This is a genomic window from Aquirufa regiilacus (assembly GCF_032470275.1).
Lineage (GTDB): Bacteria > Bacteroidota > Bacteroidia > Cytophagales > Spirosomataceae > Aquirufa > Aquirufa regiilacus.
The window spans coordinates 254,720-271,827 of record NZ_JAVNWW010000001.1; the positions used below are offsets into that span (position 1 = coordinate 254,720).

Below are 17,108 nucleotides of genomic sequence, written 5' to 3' on the forward strand. Positions count from 1 at the left end.
TGAGTTAATTTAGAGGGATTTGGCTGAAACGACGATGAAGTCTAGTTCGAGTATTTCAAATAAACGTAAGATTGTTTTTATAGCTGGATTGCCTTTACCTAATTCAATGGAATGAATGGTTTTTACTGCGACACCGCTTCGAAGACTTAAATCTTCCTGTTTTAGGCGCAGGGCATTTCTTTTTTCGCGAATGATTTGACCAAATATTGTTAAATCCATTTGTGTGCTTCGTGTTAGGCAAATGTAAGGAAAGTATTTGTTTTATTTTAGTTTCGGTAATATGTTACCATTTTGTTAATGTAAATGCCAATTATTGATATTATGATGAGTGGTAAAACTTTTAATCTCCATTCTGGGTTATATTTGTGTTTTGATTCAATCTATATGTTAGTAAAGAAATTAGGCTTGTTCCTTTTTATGTTATTTCCCTTGGGCTTAATCGCTCAAAAAGCGACCATCAGTGGTTATGTGAAGGATGCTTCGAATGGGGAAGGATTAATTGGGGCAAGTATTTATATCAAGGAATTGAAGGTTGGTAATGTGACCAATACCTACGGATTTTACAGTTTATCTGTTCAGCCGGGTGATTTTACCTTGGTATTTTCATCTTCAGGCTATGCCAAGCAAGAACGGAAGGTTACATTTTCTGGTAAAAATCAGACGCTCAATATTGAAATGAAGCCTGAATCCAACGAATTGGCGGAGGTTCGAGTGACCGCCAAAGCAGTGGATGAGAACGTCAAAGGTATTGAGATGTCGGTCAATAAAATTGACATTAAGACGATTCGAAAGATTCCTGCATTATTGGGCGAAGTGGATTTAGTACGCGCGATTCAATTGTTACCCGGCGTTTCAACGGTGGGTGAAGGTGCAACAGGTTTTAATGTGCGAGGTGGGGGAGTGGATCAAAATTTGGTCTTACTCGATGATGCACCCGTGTATAATTCGTCCCATTTATTTGGTTTCTTTTCTGTATTTAACCCAGATGCTGTTAAAGATGTTAAGTTGTTTAAGGGGGGGATTCCTTCGCAATATGGAGGTCGTGTTTCGTCTATTCTAGATGTTAAAATGAAAGAGGGGAATGCGAAGAAATTAGAAGTTAATGGGGGTATTGGTGTAATCTTTTCCCGACTTTCCATTGAGGCGCCTTTAATAAAGGATAAGGCTTCGTTCATCGTTGCCGCGCGTCGTTCCTACATTGATATTTTAGCTAAACCTTTTTTAACAGGAAATAATGCGGATGCCGCATTTAATTTTTATGATTTGACGGCTAAGGTTAATTATAATATTAACACGAAGAACACGGTGTTTTTGTCGGGTTATTTTGGACGCGACGTATTTGGCACAGGTTTTGGGTTCAATTGGGGAAATAGTACCGTTTCGGCACGATGGAATCACGTGTTTTCGAACAAGCTGTTTTTGAATGCGACGACGTTCTACAGTAATTATGATTATTTGTTAGATTCAGATTTGAAAAATAAACGCCCGTCGGATGCGTTTCGTTGGACATCGAATATTGTTAACCTAAGTTTTAAACCGGATTTCACATATTATGTGACGCCAGATAATACCTTAACCTTTGGGGCTCAAGTTTTATCTTATCAGTTTTCGCCAGGCAAGGCAACTGCTTCTTCCAACGGGGATAAACGTGAATTTGGACAAGCAGATAAGAGCGGAGTTGAACTTTCTGCCTATGTGGGTGATGAATGGAAAATTAGTCCGCGTATTTCGGTACAATATGGCGTAAGGTATTCGAATTATGACTACAAGAGTGATAATGGGGTATATTATGAGCGCGTTCCTGTGCCTGCGAGTATTGAAAATCCAACAGGTTATACCTTGAAAATGATTCAAGTTTCTCCGAATGCCTCCGTTGCTAATTATGGAAATTGGGAGCCTCGATTTGCCTTGAATTTAAAGGTGGGAGAGAATTCATCCTTTAAAGCCTCCTACAATCGATTGGCACAATATGTGCATTTAATGTCGAATACGGCGGCGTCTACTCCTCTGGATGTTTGGACTTCGTCAACGAATATTATTAAGCCTCAAATTGCGGATCAGGTTGCCTTGGGCTTATTTAAAAACTGGGGAGAGAATGGCAATGATTATGAAACTTCGGTAGAGGTTTATTACAAGGATATGCAGAATCAAATTGATTATGCAGATCGCGCAAATTTGTTTTTGAACCCTTTGTTTGAAAAGGATTTACTGTTTGGCAAAGGTCGTGCTTACGGTGCTGAGTTTTTCGTGAAAAAGAATGTAGGGAAACTAACGGGTTGGGTAAGTTATACCTTGGCTCGCACGGAACGATTGATCGAAGGGTTAAACAACAATGATTGGTATGTAAATCGGTATGATCGTACGCATACACTCAATGTGGTTGGTCAATACGCTTTATCAGCTAAATGGTCCTTTGGGGCAAATTTTGCTTACATAACGGGTGTACCTTATTCGATTCCCTCACAAAAATATATCTATGAGGGTGTCGCTTATCCACAAACCGCTGTGGGAACCCGTGGTAATATTCGTGTGCCTGATTATCACCGACTGGATATTTCAGCTACGAAGAAGAACAAGAAGGCTTTGTTTGGAAAAGGCTCTTCGGAATGGGTATTCTCTGTTTATAATGTGTATAATCGGAAGAATCCATTCTCGATCTATACGCAAGCAAATGATTCCAATACCTTAAAAACAGAAGCGGTACAATTGTCCATTATTGGATCTTTTGTTCCAGCTGTCACTTATAATTTTACTTTTTAAGATGCGCTATTTAATCTTATTGTTTTCGGTCTTTTTATTTTCATGTGAAGATGTGGTTACGTTGGATAGCCCTAAGTCGGATCATTATTTAGTGGTTGAGTCAACCTTGACGAATCTTCCTGGTCCACAGAAAATCACATTAACCCAATCGCAAGACTATTTCGATAATAGTTCTGTTCCTGCCATTCGAAATGCGGAGGTCATTGTTCGAGATGATGCTGCAAATGAGTTTAGATTTGTGGAAAGTGCTGAGACTCCAGGGGTATATATCTGGACACCATCAGCAGCGAACCCACTCTTTGGGCAGGTCGGTCGGACCTATCAATTATCCGTTAAATCAGGGGATGATACCTATGTGGCGTCTGCTAAAATGAATCCTGTGCCTCCCATTGATTCGATTGCGTATAAAACAGCCACAGCGAATCCTCGCCAGTCGGGCGATGGAAAACCGGAAAAGGGTTTTGAAGCGCGCTGGTTTGGGAATGATTTAAAAGGTGAGGGAAGTTGTTATCGTTTGAAGTTTTACAAAAATGGAGTCTTGTTTAATTCCCCGTCTAATCTTGTTATTTTTTACGATTCTGCGCTTCAGAAAGTTGCAAATACAGATGGATTGATGTTTAATCTTCCTATTCGTGGTGCCATCAATCCCGAATTGTATGAAGCGAACGATAAGGTAAAGGTTGAGTTGTATTCTATTACCTTAGACCAATTTAGCTTTTATTCACAAGCGCGTCTAGAATTGAATAATGCCGGCTTGTTCTCAAGACCTGCGGCGAATATCCCAACGAATATTAAGAATACCAATAGCAGTTCTACATTACAGGGGGCTGGATGGTTTGGAGTATCCGCGGTTTCTTCGTTAGAGGTCACTATTGATCCTGCCAAAGCTAAAAAGGATTTGCCTTAATTTACTCGAAGTTGATGACAAGCGACACCGTATGGGACCTGATGCCATTTAATTTAGAATAGGGTCCGCTTACAGAAGGGGGCACATATAAATTCAATAGGCCGTGTGAAAAACGTATCTCGGGAGTAAACTTGAAGAACTGGAAATATTGTTCAAGACCAAAGCCATATTCTAAGGAAAGGTCGGCTGTATTTGCGCTGAGTGCGGTGCTTTTTTTCTTAACATTTGCTTCTACCCCAAGTTTAAATCCGCCCATGACATACATGCGGTGATTCTTGCGGCGCAATGATCGTAATTTCAACAATACGGGTACTTCCAACCAAGTTGATTCCCTCCAGAGCGGATTATTTGCCTCACTTTTAAATTGAATTTCACGTTCATAAAGGGCAATGTTGATCCCGGATTTTAATTCCCAATGTTTATCAAATGCGTAATTGACAAGCCCGCCAATTTGAAATCCAAAATTTCGAGGTGATCTGACGGAATCTATCGTCCCTAGAATAGTTTTGTCAGCCTGCATGAAGTAATTCGATGAAGCAAATCCGAATAAGAAACCAAAGTGAATGGGTTTCTCATCGTAATATTCATGAAATATACGGGTGTATTTGGTGTGTTGGCCCCAAGATTGAAAGGTCAGTAATATCAAACATAAGGCTCCAATATTTCGAATGATGCGCACGATTATTTTACTTTTTGGCCTAAGTAGATAGAGCAAATTCCACCTGTCATTGGAATCCATTGTGTCTTCGAAAATCCACAAGACTCATAAATCTTAATAAAATCAGGTCCATCTGGGAATGCTTGAACAGATTCCGGAAGGTATGTGTAAGCTGCTGGATCTTTGGAAATTAATTTACCTAACAACGGTAAGCAATATTTCGAATAGAAGTTGTAAAGTTGCTTCATCGGAAAGTGTCTTGGATTCGAAAACTCCAAGATTAGGCAATATCCGCCGGGTTTAAGCACCCTAAACATGTCTCTTAAGCCCTTTTCCAATGTTTCATAATTCCGTACACCAAAACTAACGGTGATTGCATCAAAACTATTGTCGGAAAACGGAAGTTTTTCAGAATCCCCCATTTGCAAGGTAATCTTTTCTTCTAATCCCATTTTTTTGATTTTCTCTTTACCGAAGGCGAGCATGCCTTCTGAGATATCAACACCTACAATTTTGTCAGGATTGATTTTTAATGCCTCGATTGCAAAGTCGCCGGTACCTGTGGCGATATCCAATACTTTCTTGATACCCTTGTTCTTGAGTAATTTGATCGCTTTTCTCCTCCAGATAATATCGATTCCACCACTTAATAAATGGTTTAGGAAGTCGTATTTATGTGAAATGGAGTTGAACATGTCTGCGACTTGTTCTTTTTTGCCTTTATTTTGATTTTTGTAGGGTACGACCATAGCATTGATTGATTTGCCTAGTCCTAACGTTGATGATTGGCAAATTGTTTACACAAAAATACCAATTTTATTTGGTTTAATGGGGCGCCATGCTGAAAATCCCTACTAAACACCACATGATGACAAAGCTGATCAGCATCGAGAAATTTACGATGGCCGCAGCAATTCCCGTATCAAAATTCAATTCATCCGAATAGGTGATGAGTGTCATGCCGGCGGGAAGAATCAAACAGATCAGCAGCATGTTCCGGTATTGAAATTCGAAGGGAACCGTATAGTAGAGCAATAATCCGATGCTGAGGCCTAATATATACCGAAGTCCTAACACCTGGAATACCTTAGCAAATGCCACTTTAGGTAAACGTACGCTGAAATATATACCCATCAGCAATAAGACCATGGGTTTATTCCCTTTTGCGATGGTATCGATAATATCAGCAGCTAAGGGGAATACTGGAATTTGGAGGATGTTGAAGGCTAATCCGATCAACATCGCTTGAAACGGCGGTAATGTAAATATCTTTTTTAGTACATGCTTAATGGGGTTTTTTGAGCCGTGATTCCCAGCTAAATAAGTCCCCATGCCATAATTGACCATGAAGTTGATGACCGAATTTCCTAGATCAAACATGATGGCATAAGTGAGTCCTTGCCAGCCCCAGATGCCTTCAATTAAAGGGTAGGCAAACAAACCAAGGTTCCAGCCTGCTGAACCCATAGTTAAAATGCCGCGGTGTGTTGGGGCCTCTTTTTTAAATACAAGAAATCCTATAAAGGAAGAAAGGAAGCCGAATAACATGGCGATTAGTGGTAACCAGCCTAATGCTGCGGAAAGTTCAACCTTCAACATGGTCGTAAAAACCAGCGCCGGGAAGGTGGTATGCATCAAAAATTTCGAGATGGATTTCGCATCATTCATCTCGATGAAGCGTAGGCTTTTTAATAAATAGCCGATTCCAATAATGATTAATGCGGATCCGAAGACCAGGTTGGTCGTGTTCATACGTCCTTATTCAGCGGTTTAGGAAGTGAAATCCGGAATGTGCTCCCTTTGTTGATCTCGGTCGACTTCAAGGTTAATTTTCCTTCGTGGTAGTTTTCAACAATCCGTTTGGCTAAGGTAAGTCCTAAGCCCCAACCGCGTTTTTTGGTACTATAACCCGGGTTGAATATTTTCGACATGTTCGCGGGGATAATACCTTTACCCGTATCTGAGATATCAATGAAAAGTTGGTTGTTTTTGCCTTCATGCAGGTAGATTAACATATCGCCGGTACCACTCATGGCGTCTACTGCGTTTTTGCAGATGTTCTCAATGACCCATTCAAAAAGATATTTGTTGACATTAGCCAACTGCCCAGGTACCAATGAGGATTTAATCTCAATGTATACTTTGGTTGAAATTCGAATTTTAAGGTAGTTGATGAAACTGGAAATAAGTTCTTCCAAATCTTCCTCTTTCAGAATGGGTGTTGAACCGATATTTGAAAAGCGGGTCGTAATGGTTTCGAGCCGTTGGATATCCTTCCCAAGTTCAACGACAATTTCGGGATTAATACTCGGTTCATTTCGTAGGATTTCAACCCAAGCAGTCAAGGATGAGAGCGGCGTCCCCAACTGATGTGCGGTTTCTTTCGCTAATCCTACCCAAACTCGATTCTGTTCAGCTCGTCTCGAATAGGAGAAGAATATATAGCCTAAGAAGCCAATGATTAAAACCACGAGCAATTGAGAGAGTGGGTAATAGCGCAGGAGTTTCAAAAGCTTGGAATTCCCGTAATAGATGTATTCTTTTTGGAAACCCATGTCCATTTCGATGGGCTTGTTGTTTTCTGCGATAATTTCCTTGAGTTTGGCTTGTAATAAAACCTGTTTTTGCTCGATGTCAATTGCGTCTGGCATAGCGATGTTGATGGAATTCAGGTGTCCGCTGCCATCTTTCCATATCACTGGAATCGTATTGTTTTCATTGATTTTCTTGATTCGCTCAAAGAAAAAATTGATGTCGGCATTCTCATCACTCGTCATTACATAGCGAATGGTTTCTGCATACAATTCGATTTGCTGCTTTTCGCGCTCCTCTAATTTATTCACCAATCCATCCGTGAAATACAAGGAAAAGCCCGCCATAAATACGCAAACGGCGAAGAAGGCAACTTTCAACCAAGTGTCTCGGTTGTAGAATGCAAGCGGTAAGGCTACTTCTTTGGATAGGATTTTCATAGGGACATAAGCTTGGTAAGCCATTCCTCACAAATTACTCACCGTTTATCCATAAATCAAAAATATTTTTTCTAAGGTACTTTGTATTACATAGTACCTTTTATACATTTGTCCTATCAAATAAACAAAAACAAACCGATGGATATTGAAAATGCCAAGGTGCAGATGCGGAAAGGGATTTTAGAATTCTGTATTCTGCAGATTATTTCAAGGGGTGAGGTTTATGCCTCTACCATGCTGACGGAATTAACATCAGCAAAAATCATGGTTGTAGAAGGGACATTATACCCTTTGTTGACCCGCTTAAAAAATGCCGGATTTCTGGATTATAAATGGGTCGAGTCGGCATCAGGTCCGCCACGAAAATATTATGTATTAACCGAAAAAGGGGAGACCTTTTTAGCGGAATTACATGGAACCTGGGATGACTTACAAGGCTCTGTTTCCCAAATTACTCATCCTCAAACACCCCAAGCTTAATTATACGTTTATGAAAAAGACCTTATCAATTAATATCGCTGGCATTGTTTTCCATATCGAGGAAGACGCTTTTGCTACCTTGGATGCGTATTTAAAATCCATCCATGCTTATTTTCAAAACTTTGAGGGTTCGAAAGAAATCATTGAAGATATTGAGGCTCGTATTGCTGAGAAATTTTGGAATATCCGGGAAACCGAGAAAACCGAAGCCATCACGCAAGTTCATGTAGATGAATTAATCGCCTCTTTGGGAACGGTGGCTGATTTTCAAGAAATCGAAACAGAGGAAGGAAAATCCGAACAACGTAAATCGGAACCGAAACAAGATTCAGGCGCTAAGAAGATTTTTCGTCGGGATTTGACCAACAAGAAATTGGGTGGTGTAGCGGCAGGTGCTGCGAATTATTTTGAGATTGATCCTATTTGGGTGCGATTGATTCTAATTGTTGGCTTTTTTGGCCTTTTCCCTTTGCTGCACGCGGCTAACCTTGTATTCTGGGTGTATGTAGCTTGTTGGATTGCTATTCCTGGAGAAGTAACAGTCGAAACGGATAAATCCTATCGGAAGTTTTACCGTGATCCGGAGAATAAAGTAGTCGGTGGTGTCATGGCCGGAATATCCGCTTATACAGGGTGGGATGTAGGTTTATTACGTGTGTTAGCCGTTATTTCGTTGTTCTTTTTCGGTACAGGAGCTGCAGCTTACATTATCATCATGGCGATTACACCCGAGGCAAAATCGGTGACAGACAAGATGGCGATGACGGGTGAGCCGATCACCTTGGAAAATATTGAGAAGAATATCAAGGAGACATTTCAGCCAGATTCAGCTGAGGAAAAACCCTTGACACGTTTATTGCTTTTCCCTTTTCGGACATTGGCGACTATTTTTACCGCGCTGAAACCAGTCTTGATTGGACTTAAATGGTTTGTGCAGTACCTTTTTGGAATTGTTTTAATCGCCATTGCCATTGCATTTGCCGCTACATTGGTACTTGCAACAACAGCAGGATTTTCCGGATTCGATCATGGAATCATTGGTCTTAATTTTGGAGAGACAGGAATTCCTTTTTATTTATTGGCGCAGGATTTACCTGCCTGGGCAATTTGGGCGGCTTATGCTGCCATAATCCCGATGATCGTTGGCATTGGAATTGGCGGATTGTCCTTATTGCTTAACCGGAAGTTGACAAATTCAATCTACAAATACATCTCCACAACAATGGCGATTGTGGGTTGGATTGGATTATTTGCTGCCTTCAGTTTTGTGGGACGTAATTTCCAACGGACTGCATCCGTGAACCAAATGAAGGAAATTACTGCTGATTCGTCTTATGTCTTTGATGTGAATCGTGAATCAAATGAAACGATGTGGGAGAAATTGTTGGGGAACAATATCATCACAGATGAATTATTGGATGAAGATGAAGAGCATGATTTTAATCGGGGTGGTTTCTCACGTGCACAAGTCAGCTTGGAAGGTTACGATGGAAAGACCATTCAAATTATCCAGTTTGCCAAATCCAATGGCCGTACGCGGGCGGAGGCTGAAAAAAATGCCAAGGCGGTTCAATACCGATATACTGTCAAAGGGAACCAATTAGTTTTAGATAGCCATTTTGGACTGCAAAATTTGAAGTTTCGCAATCAACGCATGCGTGTTAAAATCTTGATTCCTTACGGAGTTACTTTCAGCATGACGCGTGAGTTTGGCTATTTCATGGAGAATGTATTGGATGGGGGTTATTTCAATGAGGATAATGGCGATCTGTTTGTTGGGTCCAAATGGGCTTTCTCGATGGATAAAGGCTTGATTTGCTTAAATCGTAATCCAAAACAATCGGATAACTCGAATGATGATTCTTCCGATAACGATGATGAATCCTTTGACACTGTGCCGGATGCTCCTGTTGCACCCGCGGCGCCAAGTAACTTTTCTTTATCCAAAACCGTTGAACCTTTCGGGGCGATTGAATTAAAGCGTTGTGGATCTGCGGCCATCACAATTGTCAAAGGAAAAGAATTCAAAGTTTCGTACCAGTCGGCGGAGGCATCTGCCGACTTTGGTCGTCTGACTTCCGTGAGTAATCGTACATTGACTTTAAATGATATTCCCAATAATATGTCGGTGACGATTGAAACACCTTCTTTAAGTAAAGTGGATTTAGGTGGAAATGGTCGAACCGAAATAAAGGGATTTGATGTGCCTGCGTTGGATGTTATTTTGCGTGATTTTCACAGTTTAACTTTATCGGGTCGCTCGAATGAGCTTGCCGCTGCAGCCTTTGATTCATCGGAATTGTTGGCCCGCAACTGGCAAACGAATATTGCGCGGATTTCGGTAGGTAATCAAGCCAAAATGGATTTAAATGTGAAGAAAAGCATCAAAGGGAAGAAAGCGGAGCGCGCTGATTTGAGTTATCAATCGTATCCAAATTTGCAGGTTTCGTTTTTGAAAAATAAATAATTAGTTCGGCATGCAACGATGCGGGTCGTTCAAGCATCTTGTTCGCATCTTGAATAAATAAATCCATTTTATGAAAAATCGCTTACGTATTATTCTCAGCTTATTGGTAATTTCTATATCATCACAAGCATTCGCATTTGCGCCCGATCAAATAACGAAAAAATTCCGTATCGGTAATTTTCAATCACTGGAATTAGGCAGTGCTTTTGAAATTCATATCACCAAGGCTAGTACCTGCACGATTTCAGCGACGGGTAATGAAAAGGATTTAGATGAGCTTGAAGTAGAAGTGGAAGGCTCAAAATTAATCGTCTCTTTGGATGAATCATACTGGTCCAACTGGAAAAATTGGAAATCAAGTTCTAATAAAATCATCATCAATATTTCCATGCCGCGCTTACGCGATGCTGAATTTAATGGTGCGACGAAAGTAACGTTAGAGGGTTTTACGGACGAAGAAGAAATGACGTTGCATTGTTCAGGTGCATCTAAAATAAGTTCATCCAAATTAATTGCTGATAAACTTGTTATCGATCTTTCCGGCGCCACCAAAGTTGAAATGGCTGGTCGGGTCCTTAAATTATCCGTTGGCTTGTCGGGAGCTAGCCATGTTATTTTAAACAACATGGTTGCACGCGATGTTGATGTTGACGCAAGTGGGGCAAGTCACGTGGAATTGAACGTTCAAAAATCTTTACGCGTTGACGCATCCGGCGCTTCGAAGATTACTTACCGAGGAAATCCCTTAAACATCTCGAGGGATTTGAGTGGTGCTTCTACGGTTCGCCGCGCGGATTAAGGATTTTTTTCTCCCGCAGGAATTCGAATACTCAGCTGATTTTCTTTGGGCGGTATGGGACAGGCAAAGGTCTTGTTGTATGCGCAATACGGAAAAAAAGCTTCGTTAAAGTCAATGCTTAGTTGATTGTCTTTTAATTTAGTTAGGGGTAACTCTAAATACCGACCGCCTCCATAGGTTTCTGTGGGGGCGGTTTTGTCTTTAAATGGTATGAAAAAATCACCCGAATCATGTTGGTAAACAATTAGGTCAACGTGCATACCTGCCAAATCTGCATGAGCTTTACCAAATACCAATAAGGAATCAACGGAACCATCAGTCATCTGCAGGCTAATGCGCGTCACCTTTTCACTGCGCGTTATCTCGAATGGAATTATCCAGGTTGCATCATAGGGATAATAAGTCAAACCTTTGAAATTTGCCTTGTCTGGGATAGGAGACTCATCACCTGTTTTGAATTGCTCATCTTTTGTTAAGCGCTTTTCAGCGATTTGTAGCGAATCTGCGGATGATTTTGACGGTGCTTGGGATTGCTTGGGAAGGCTGAAGTAGATCAGTCCGCCAACAATCACGATGAGAATCAGTATCCAACGGTTGAATTTCATAGGAATGCGTGTAAATTTGGGTTCGTAAAAATATAAAATTAATCACATGTTTACAGGTATTGTGGAATCGATGGGCGTATTGGAAAGCAAACAAGCGCAAGGCACGAATGTTGATTTTTGGTTCTCGTCGTCTTTTACAGACGAATTGAAGATCGATCAGTCGCTCGCTCATAATGGTGTTTGCCTAACTGTTGTCGAGATTAAATCACCCCAATACCGTGTGACAGCGATTCAAGAGACCTTACAGAAAACAAATTTGGGAGATTTGGCGCTGGGTCAAAAAGTCAATTTGGAACGCTGCATGTCGGCAAACGGCCGATTCGATGGCCATATTGTTCAAGGTCATGTGGATCTAACGGGAATTTGCACGTCCATCATCACGCATGACGGTTCTTGGGAATATCACTTTCAATATCCTGCCGGTCATGTGACTGTGGAGAAAGGTTCGATTTGTGTCAATGGCACGAGTCTAACGGTGGTTGAATCCGGAACGGATACTTTTTCGGTGGCGATCATTCCCTATACTTACGAACACACGATTTTTCACCAAATGAAAGTCGGTGATCGCGTGAACCTAGAATTTGATATTTTAGGAAAGTATATGCAGAAATTATTGGCGAAGCAATTAGCTCAATAGGTCATCAATCGCATCCTCGACTTTTTCAAAACCAAAACGGTTCCAAACAGCCTCTTTTTGCGCTTGAATATCGCTTAATCCTAAATTTCCGATGCTGCCTAAATGGGAGTGATTGATTTCGCGGCTGCTTCCATTGAATTCACCTGCTTCGATCATTTTACCCACTTGTACATAGGCTTCTCGGAAAGGAACTCCCGCAACGACTAATTTATTCACTTCTTCAACCGAGAACAATAAGTCATATTTGGCATCCTTTAACAGGTCAGCCTTCACCTTCATGTGCGTAACCATGTACTGTGTGATTTCCAGGCAATCTTTGATTTCGTCGATGGCAGGCATCAATAATTCTTTTGTCAATTGGAATTCCCGGTGGTAACCTGATGGTAGGTTGCTCATGAGCAATTGCATTTGATTCGGAACTGCCTTGAGTTTATTGGATTTGCCGCGTAATAATTCGGCGACATCAGGATTCTTTTTGTGCGGCATAATCGAACTTCCTGTCGTTAGGGAGCTAGGTAATTCGATGAAGCCAAAGTTTTGTGAATTGTATAAACACACATCCATCGCTAATCGACTCAAGGTCGTCGCTATTTGACTGATGGCGTTTAATACATAAAATTCCGTTTTACCACGGGACATTTGGGCATTGACAACATTCACATGCGGAGCTTCAAAACCTAACAATATGGTCGTTAATTTCCGGTCCAAAGGAAAAGAAGAACCATATCCAGCCCCGGAACCAAGTGGATTTTTATTGGCCAAACGAAAGGCTGCTTCTAGCAATTCCGCGTCTTCAACTAAACATTCTGCATAGGCACCGAACCATAATCCAAAAGACGATGGCATGGCAATTTGTAAGTGCGTATAGCCGGGTAATAAATCGTTTTTATGGGCTTCGCTTTTGGTCAATAAAAGATTAAATAAATCTTCGACCGCATCTGCGATTTCCATGATTTCAGCCCGCATAAATAGTTTCAAATCCACTAAAACTTGGTCGTTGCGTGAACGGCCCGCATGGATTTTCTTGCCTAAATCGCCGAGTTTCTTTGTTAACAAGTATTCGATTTGAGAATGAACATCTTCCATCCCTTCTTCGATGACGAAGGTTCCACCCTCTATTGTAGCTAAAATGTTTTTCAGTTCGACACATAGCGGCTCGAGCTCTTCGGTAGGTAGTAAGCCTACGTGTTCTAGCATCGTAATGTGTGCGAGCGATCCCATGACGTCGTAGCGCGCCAATTGCAAATCGTATACAGGGTCGTTGCCAATCGTGAATTGTTCAATGATTGCGTCTGTTACTTGATTTTCTTTTTGCCAAAGTTTTGCCACGATCGTATTAGATTAATTGTGATAATATGTTCTGATAGGTTTGAATTCCCTGCTTCAGTTCTTCTAAATAAATAAATTCATCCGCCGTATGGCTTCTTCCTGAATGCCCTGGACCAATCTTTACCGATGGGAAATGCATTAATGCCTGATCCGATAGGGTAGGTGATCCGTAGGTTGTAATCCCTAATGCAGCAGCTGCTTCGAGCACGGGATGTCCATCAGGGATTTTACTTGATTGTAATCGGATGCTCCGTGGAGTCAATTCTGCTTGAACGAGGCCTCGTAAAATTTCGAGTACTTGTTCTAAGGAATAACATTCATTGACCCGACAATCAATCGTATAGTGACATTGGTCAGGAACAACATTATGTTGTTTTCCGGCATTGATCACGGTAACGGTGCATTTGACAGGTCCGAGTACCGGGGAAACTTCCGGGAACTCAAATGCCTTAATGTTGTTGATATCTTCCAACGCGAGGTATATCGCATTCACGCCCTCATTCCTTGCCGCATGGCCTGCTACGCCTTTAACTTCGGCGTCCACAACCATCAATCCTTTTTCGGCTATTGCTAATTGGCAATCCGTCGGTTCCCCCACAATCGCCCAGGAAATCTCAGGGAATTCTACTGATTTCAAAACGGATTCGATGCCTCCAGTGCCCGATATTTCTTCTTCCGCCGTAGCGGCTAATACCAAATTGAAGGGTAATGTTTGTTCATAAAAAGAACAAAACGTGCTAATCAAACTTACTAAACTAGCACCCGCATCATTAACGCCCAATCCAATCATTTTGCCATCTAGGTAGGTGGCAGCAAAGGGTTCATGTGTCCAGGAGGCATTTGGCTTCACCGTATCGTGATGCGAGTTTAATAGAATACTTGGTTTGCTGGCATCAAATTGTTTGTTCGTTGCCCAAACATTATTCCCAAGTGTATGAAACGCAATATTTCGAGCAGCCAAAAAATCTTGGATAATTGCAGCAGTTCCATGCTCTTCCCGACTTAATGAGGGGCAAGCTACTAGCTGTGCGAGCAGGTTTTGAGCATCCAAAAATTGTTGGTCCGTATACATTTAGGCTTGAATCAAAGTGCCTTTATCGGGCTGTGAAACGAAATCTGCATGGCAAAGACGAACAATTTGAACGCCTTGTGCAATGGCTTTTAATGCATTTTCGAGCTTAGGAATCATGCCTGCTGACACGATGCCGTCTGCTTTTAACTGAGCAAAATTTGCCTGATTAATCTGTGAAATCACGGAATTGTCATCGTTCGGATCCATCAATACGCCTTGCTTTTCAAAACAATACGTTAAGGTCACATCGAAATAGTCACTCAAACCTATCGCCAAGGCCTGCGCCATCGTATCCGCATTGGTATTGAGGAGTTGGCCTGTGCTATCCGCCGTAATCGGAGCGAACACGGGACTAAATCCGGCTGTTATTAATCCAGCCAAATCTTGCGCATTGACCTTTTCAATATCACCCACAAATCCATAATCCATGGGAACGGGATTTCTTTTTTTAGCGACAACAAATCCTCCATCCGGGCCCGCTAGTCCGATGGCATTGCATTGTTGTGCCTGCAAGGATGCGACAATGGATTTGTTGATCCATCCCGCATAGACCATCGTGACGATGCGAAGGCTGTCGGCATCGGTTACGCGCCGACCGTCAATCATTTGACTTTGTATACCTAATTCGGCAGCCATGGATGTAGCGATTTTACCGCCTCCATGGACAAGTAATTTAGGGCCTTTGATCGATGCAAAGTTGGCCAGAAAAGAAGCTAATGCTTCAGGAGCATCGATGATGTTCCCGCCAATTTTGACAATATGTAAGGCTTGCTTTGACATTAGAATAAATATGGACTCTCCACCCGCATTTGGGTTAATAAAATTTCTTTTAAGACCGTTTGTGCTGCCCAAACCCGGTTTCCGGCTTGTTGGACCACGATCGAATTTGCAGAATCGATCACCGCATCATCCACAACGACATTACGACGCACAGGAAGGCAATGCATGAATTTTGCATTATTCGTTAATTTCATTTTTTCCTCGCTAACTGTCCAAGCAGGATCAGAAGAAAGAATTTTGCCATAATCTTCATACGAAGACCAGTTTTTGGCATAGATAAAATCGGCACCTTCGAAAGCCTCTTTTGGGTCATAACAGATCTTAGCATTTCCTGAAAATTCAGGGGCTAATTCATAGCCTTTCGGATGAGCGATGGTAAAGTCTACATTCGCAATATTCATCCATTCTGCAAAGGAATTAGGAACACATTGTGGCAATGCCTTCACATGGGGCGCCCAAGTCAAAACAACTTTAGGACGTTCCACGGTTTTATATTCGGTAATGGTGATTAAGTCGGTCAGCGATTGCAAAGGGTGGCGTGTTGCCGACTCCAAGCTTACGATGGGTTTTCCGGTAAATTTCATGAATTGTTTTAAGACCAATTCAGAATAATCGTATTCTCTGTCTACGAGTCCAGGAAAGCTTCTAACCCCTACAATATCGCAGTATTGGCCTATTACGGCCGCCGCTTCCGATACGTGTTCTGCTTTGTCACCGTTCATGATGACGCCTTCGTTCATTTCCAATTGCCAGGAATCTGCCCCCACATTCATCACCATCACATCCATTCCTAAGTTTTGTGCCGCCTTTTGTGTTGACAAACGGGTACGTAAACTGGAATTAAAGAACAACAAGCCCATGGTCTTATTCTTCCCCAAATGCTTGTCGGCATAGGGCATCTTTTTCATCAACAAAGCTTCATTTACGAGTTTGTCAATGTTGTACGCGTCTTTAACGGAAGTAAAATGCTGCATATAAGTGGTGGTCCGAAGACCTTAGGATATTGGCAATTTGGTAAAATTACCATTTTTACGAGATAAATGAAATTTATCGTCGGCGTTCCCAGGTGAAAACTTGCATGGGTATTTCGAGTTCGAGTTTTTTCTCGCCTGTCTGAACGAATTGATTTTTTGTTAATACCCGTTGGGAACCCATATTATCCACAGGCGTTTCCGCGCGCAGGATTTGTAATCCTTCATCTTGAAATGCCCAAGCGGATAAAGCTTGGACTGCTTCGGTGGCAATTCCTTGGCCTTCGAATTTTTGATCGATGGCATAGCCTATTTCGGTCGTGCCATCATTATCAGGAAGGCCAGCAAATCCGATTCCCCCTACAGAGCAGGACGCCGAGTTGAGGATAATTTCCCAATTTGTGTACCAGAAATAGTCCAATGGGAATTTAGCGGTTTGGGGTATCCAAAAATCGCTTAAGGCCTGAAGTGTTTCCTGCTCATAAAACAATCCCAATTTCCAAGGGTTATGGTTAAGGTCTAGCGTTTTTTCTAGATCTTTGCGCCCCGTTTGCTTCCAAACTTGCAGTTGCTGGTTTGTCAGTGGAATCAAGGTTAGTCTTGGAGTTTGAACTTGAATGGTCATATTGGGCAACAAATTATCCATTTTGGTCGCAAAATAAAAGGCCTTT

17 protein-coding genes are annotated in these 17,108 nt (G+C 41.7%); 6 read left to right on the forward strand and 11 right to left on the reverse strand.

Features of this window, described 5'->3' with window-relative positions:
- Positions 1–9 precede the first annotated feature (9 nt).
- Positions 10–219: a helix-turn-helix transcriptional regulator gene (locus PQG45_RS01100; RefSeq protein ID WP_315576013.1), complete on the reverse strand. Its 210-nt coding sequence runs from the start codon at positions 217–219 to the stop codon at positions 10–12.
- A 165-nt stretch (positions 220–384) separates the two neighbouring features.
- Here PQG45_RS01100 and PQG45_RS01105 point away from each other — a divergent pair, with 165 nt between their 5' ends.
- Both PQG45_RS01105 and PQG45_RS01110 read left to right on the forward strand, forming a co-directional pair.
- On the forward strand, positions 385–2,760 hold the full coding sequence (locus PQG45_RS01105; RefSeq protein WP_315576011.1) for a TonB-dependent receptor: 2,376 nt from the start codon (positions 385–387) through the stop codon (positions 2,758–2,760).
- Between the two features lies 1 nt (position 2,761).
- A complete protein-coding gene (locus tag PQG45_RS01110) occupies positions 2,762–3,667 on the forward strand; it encodes a DUF4249 domain-containing protein (RefSeq protein WP_315576009.1) in 906 nt (301 codons plus the stop codon).
- 1 nt (position 3,668) lies between these two features.
- Here PQG45_RS01110 and porT read toward each other — a convergent pair whose 3' ends face one another.
- The 4 genes from porT to PQG45_RS01130 form a co-directional block, all read right to left on the reverse strand.
- Complete coding sequence (gene porT / locus PQG45_RS01115) at positions 3,669–4,346, reverse strand: type IX secretion/gliding motility protein PorT/SprT (protein ID WP_316070136.1); 678 nt, start codon at positions 4,344–4,346, stop codon at positions 3,669–3,671.
- Between the two features lie 2 nt (positions 4,347–4,348).
- Positions 4,349–5,074, reverse strand: coding sequence for a bifunctional demethylmenaquinone methyltransferase/2-methoxy-6-polyprenyl-1,4-benzoquinol methylase UbiE (ubiE, locus tag PQG45_RS01120; RefSeq protein ID WP_315576006.1), 726 nt, complete (start codon positions 5,072–5,074; stop codon positions 4,349–4,351).
- Positions 5,075–5,150: 76 nt separating this feature from the next.
- Entirely contained in the window at positions 5,151–6,077 is a 927-nt protein-coding gene (locus tag PQG45_RS01125) for an AEC family transporter (RefSeq protein ID WP_315576004.1), read from the reverse strand.
- On the reverse strand, positions 6,074–7,297 hold the full coding sequence (locus PQG45_RS01130; RefSeq protein WP_315576003.1) for a sensor histidine kinase: 1,224 nt from the start codon (positions 7,295–7,297) through the stop codon (positions 6,074–6,076). Before PQG45_RS01130 ends, PQG45_RS01125 begins: the two co-directional genes overlap by 4 nt.
- Before the next feature lie 138 nt (positions 7,298–7,435).
- Between PQG45_RS01130 and PQG45_RS01135 the strand changes: the two genes are divergently transcribed.
- From PQG45_RS01135 to PQG45_RS01145, 3 genes are all read left to right on the forward strand, one after another.
- Positions 7,436–7,777, forward strand: a complete 342-nt coding sequence (locus tag PQG45_RS01135) for a PadR family transcriptional regulator (RefSeq protein ID WP_315576190.1) — start codon at positions 7,436–7,438, stop codon at positions 7,775–7,777.
- 10 nt (positions 7,778–7,787) lie between these two features.
- Positions 7,788–10,244: a PspC domain-containing protein gene (locus PQG45_RS01140; protein ID WP_316070137.1), complete on the forward strand. Its 2,457-nt coding sequence runs from the start codon at positions 7,788–7,790 to the stop codon at positions 10,242–10,244.
- A gap of 70 nt (positions 10,245–10,314) precedes the next feature.
- Positions 10,315–11,043, forward strand: a complete 729-nt coding sequence (locus PQG45_RS01145) for a head GIN domain-containing protein (protein WP_315576000.1) — start codon at positions 10,315–10,317, stop codon at positions 11,041–11,043.
- Here PQG45_RS01145 and PQG45_RS01150 read toward each other — a convergent pair.
- Positions 11,040–11,648: a DUF1684 domain-containing protein gene (locus PQG45_RS01150; RefSeq protein WP_315575998.1), complete on the reverse strand. Its 609-nt coding sequence runs from the start codon at positions 11,646–11,648 to the stop codon at positions 11,040–11,042. The two genes, PQG45_RS01145 and PQG45_RS01150, sit on opposite strands and share 4 nt — an antisense overlap.
- Before the next feature lie 46 nt (positions 11,649–11,694).
- Between PQG45_RS01150 and PQG45_RS01155 the strand changes: the two genes are divergently transcribed.
- The gene (locus tag PQG45_RS01155) at positions 11,695–12,285 is read left to right on the forward strand and encodes a riboflavin synthase (protein ID WP_315575996.1); all 591 of its coding nucleotides are present in this window, start codon (positions 11,695–11,697) and stop codon (positions 12,283–12,285) included.
- Here PQG45_RS01155 and argH read toward each other — a convergent pair.
- The 5 genes from argH to PQG45_RS01180 all read right to left on the reverse strand — a co-directional run bounded on the left by argH (position 12,274) and on the right by PQG45_RS01180 (position 17,083).
- Positions 12,274–13,614 (reverse strand): argininosuccinate lyase, encoded by a 1,341-nt coding sequence (gene argH, locus PQG45_RS01160; RefSeq protein WP_315575994.1) that lies wholly within the window; start codon positions 13,612–13,614, stop codon positions 12,274–12,276. The two genes, PQG45_RS01155 and argH, sit on opposite strands and share 12 nt — an antisense overlap.
- Before the next feature lie 7 nt (positions 13,615–13,621).
- Positions 13,622–14,686, reverse strand: a complete 1,065-nt coding sequence (locus PQG45_RS01165) for a M20 family metallo-hydrolase (protein WP_315575993.1) — start codon at positions 14,684–14,686, stop codon at positions 13,622–13,624.
- A complete protein-coding gene (gene argB / locus PQG45_RS01170; RefSeq protein WP_316070138.1) occupies positions 14,687–15,466 on the reverse strand; it encodes an acetylglutamate kinase in 780 nt (259 codons plus the stop codon).
- A complete protein-coding gene (locus PQG45_RS01175; RefSeq protein ID WP_315575989.1) occupies positions 15,466–16,440 on the reverse strand; it encodes an N-acetylornithine carbamoyltransferase in 975 nt (324 codons plus the stop codon). Before PQG45_RS01175 ends, argB begins: the two co-directional genes overlap by 1 nt.
- 73 nt (positions 16,441–16,513) lie before the next feature.
- Positions 16,514–17,083 carry a GNAT family N-acetyltransferase gene (locus tag PQG45_RS01180; protein WP_316070139.1) on the reverse strand — a complete coding sequence of 190 codons (570 nt, stop codon included), beginning with the start codon at positions 17,081–17,083 and terminating at the stop codon, positions 16,514–16,516.
- Positions 17,084–17,108 lie beyond the last annotated feature (25 nt).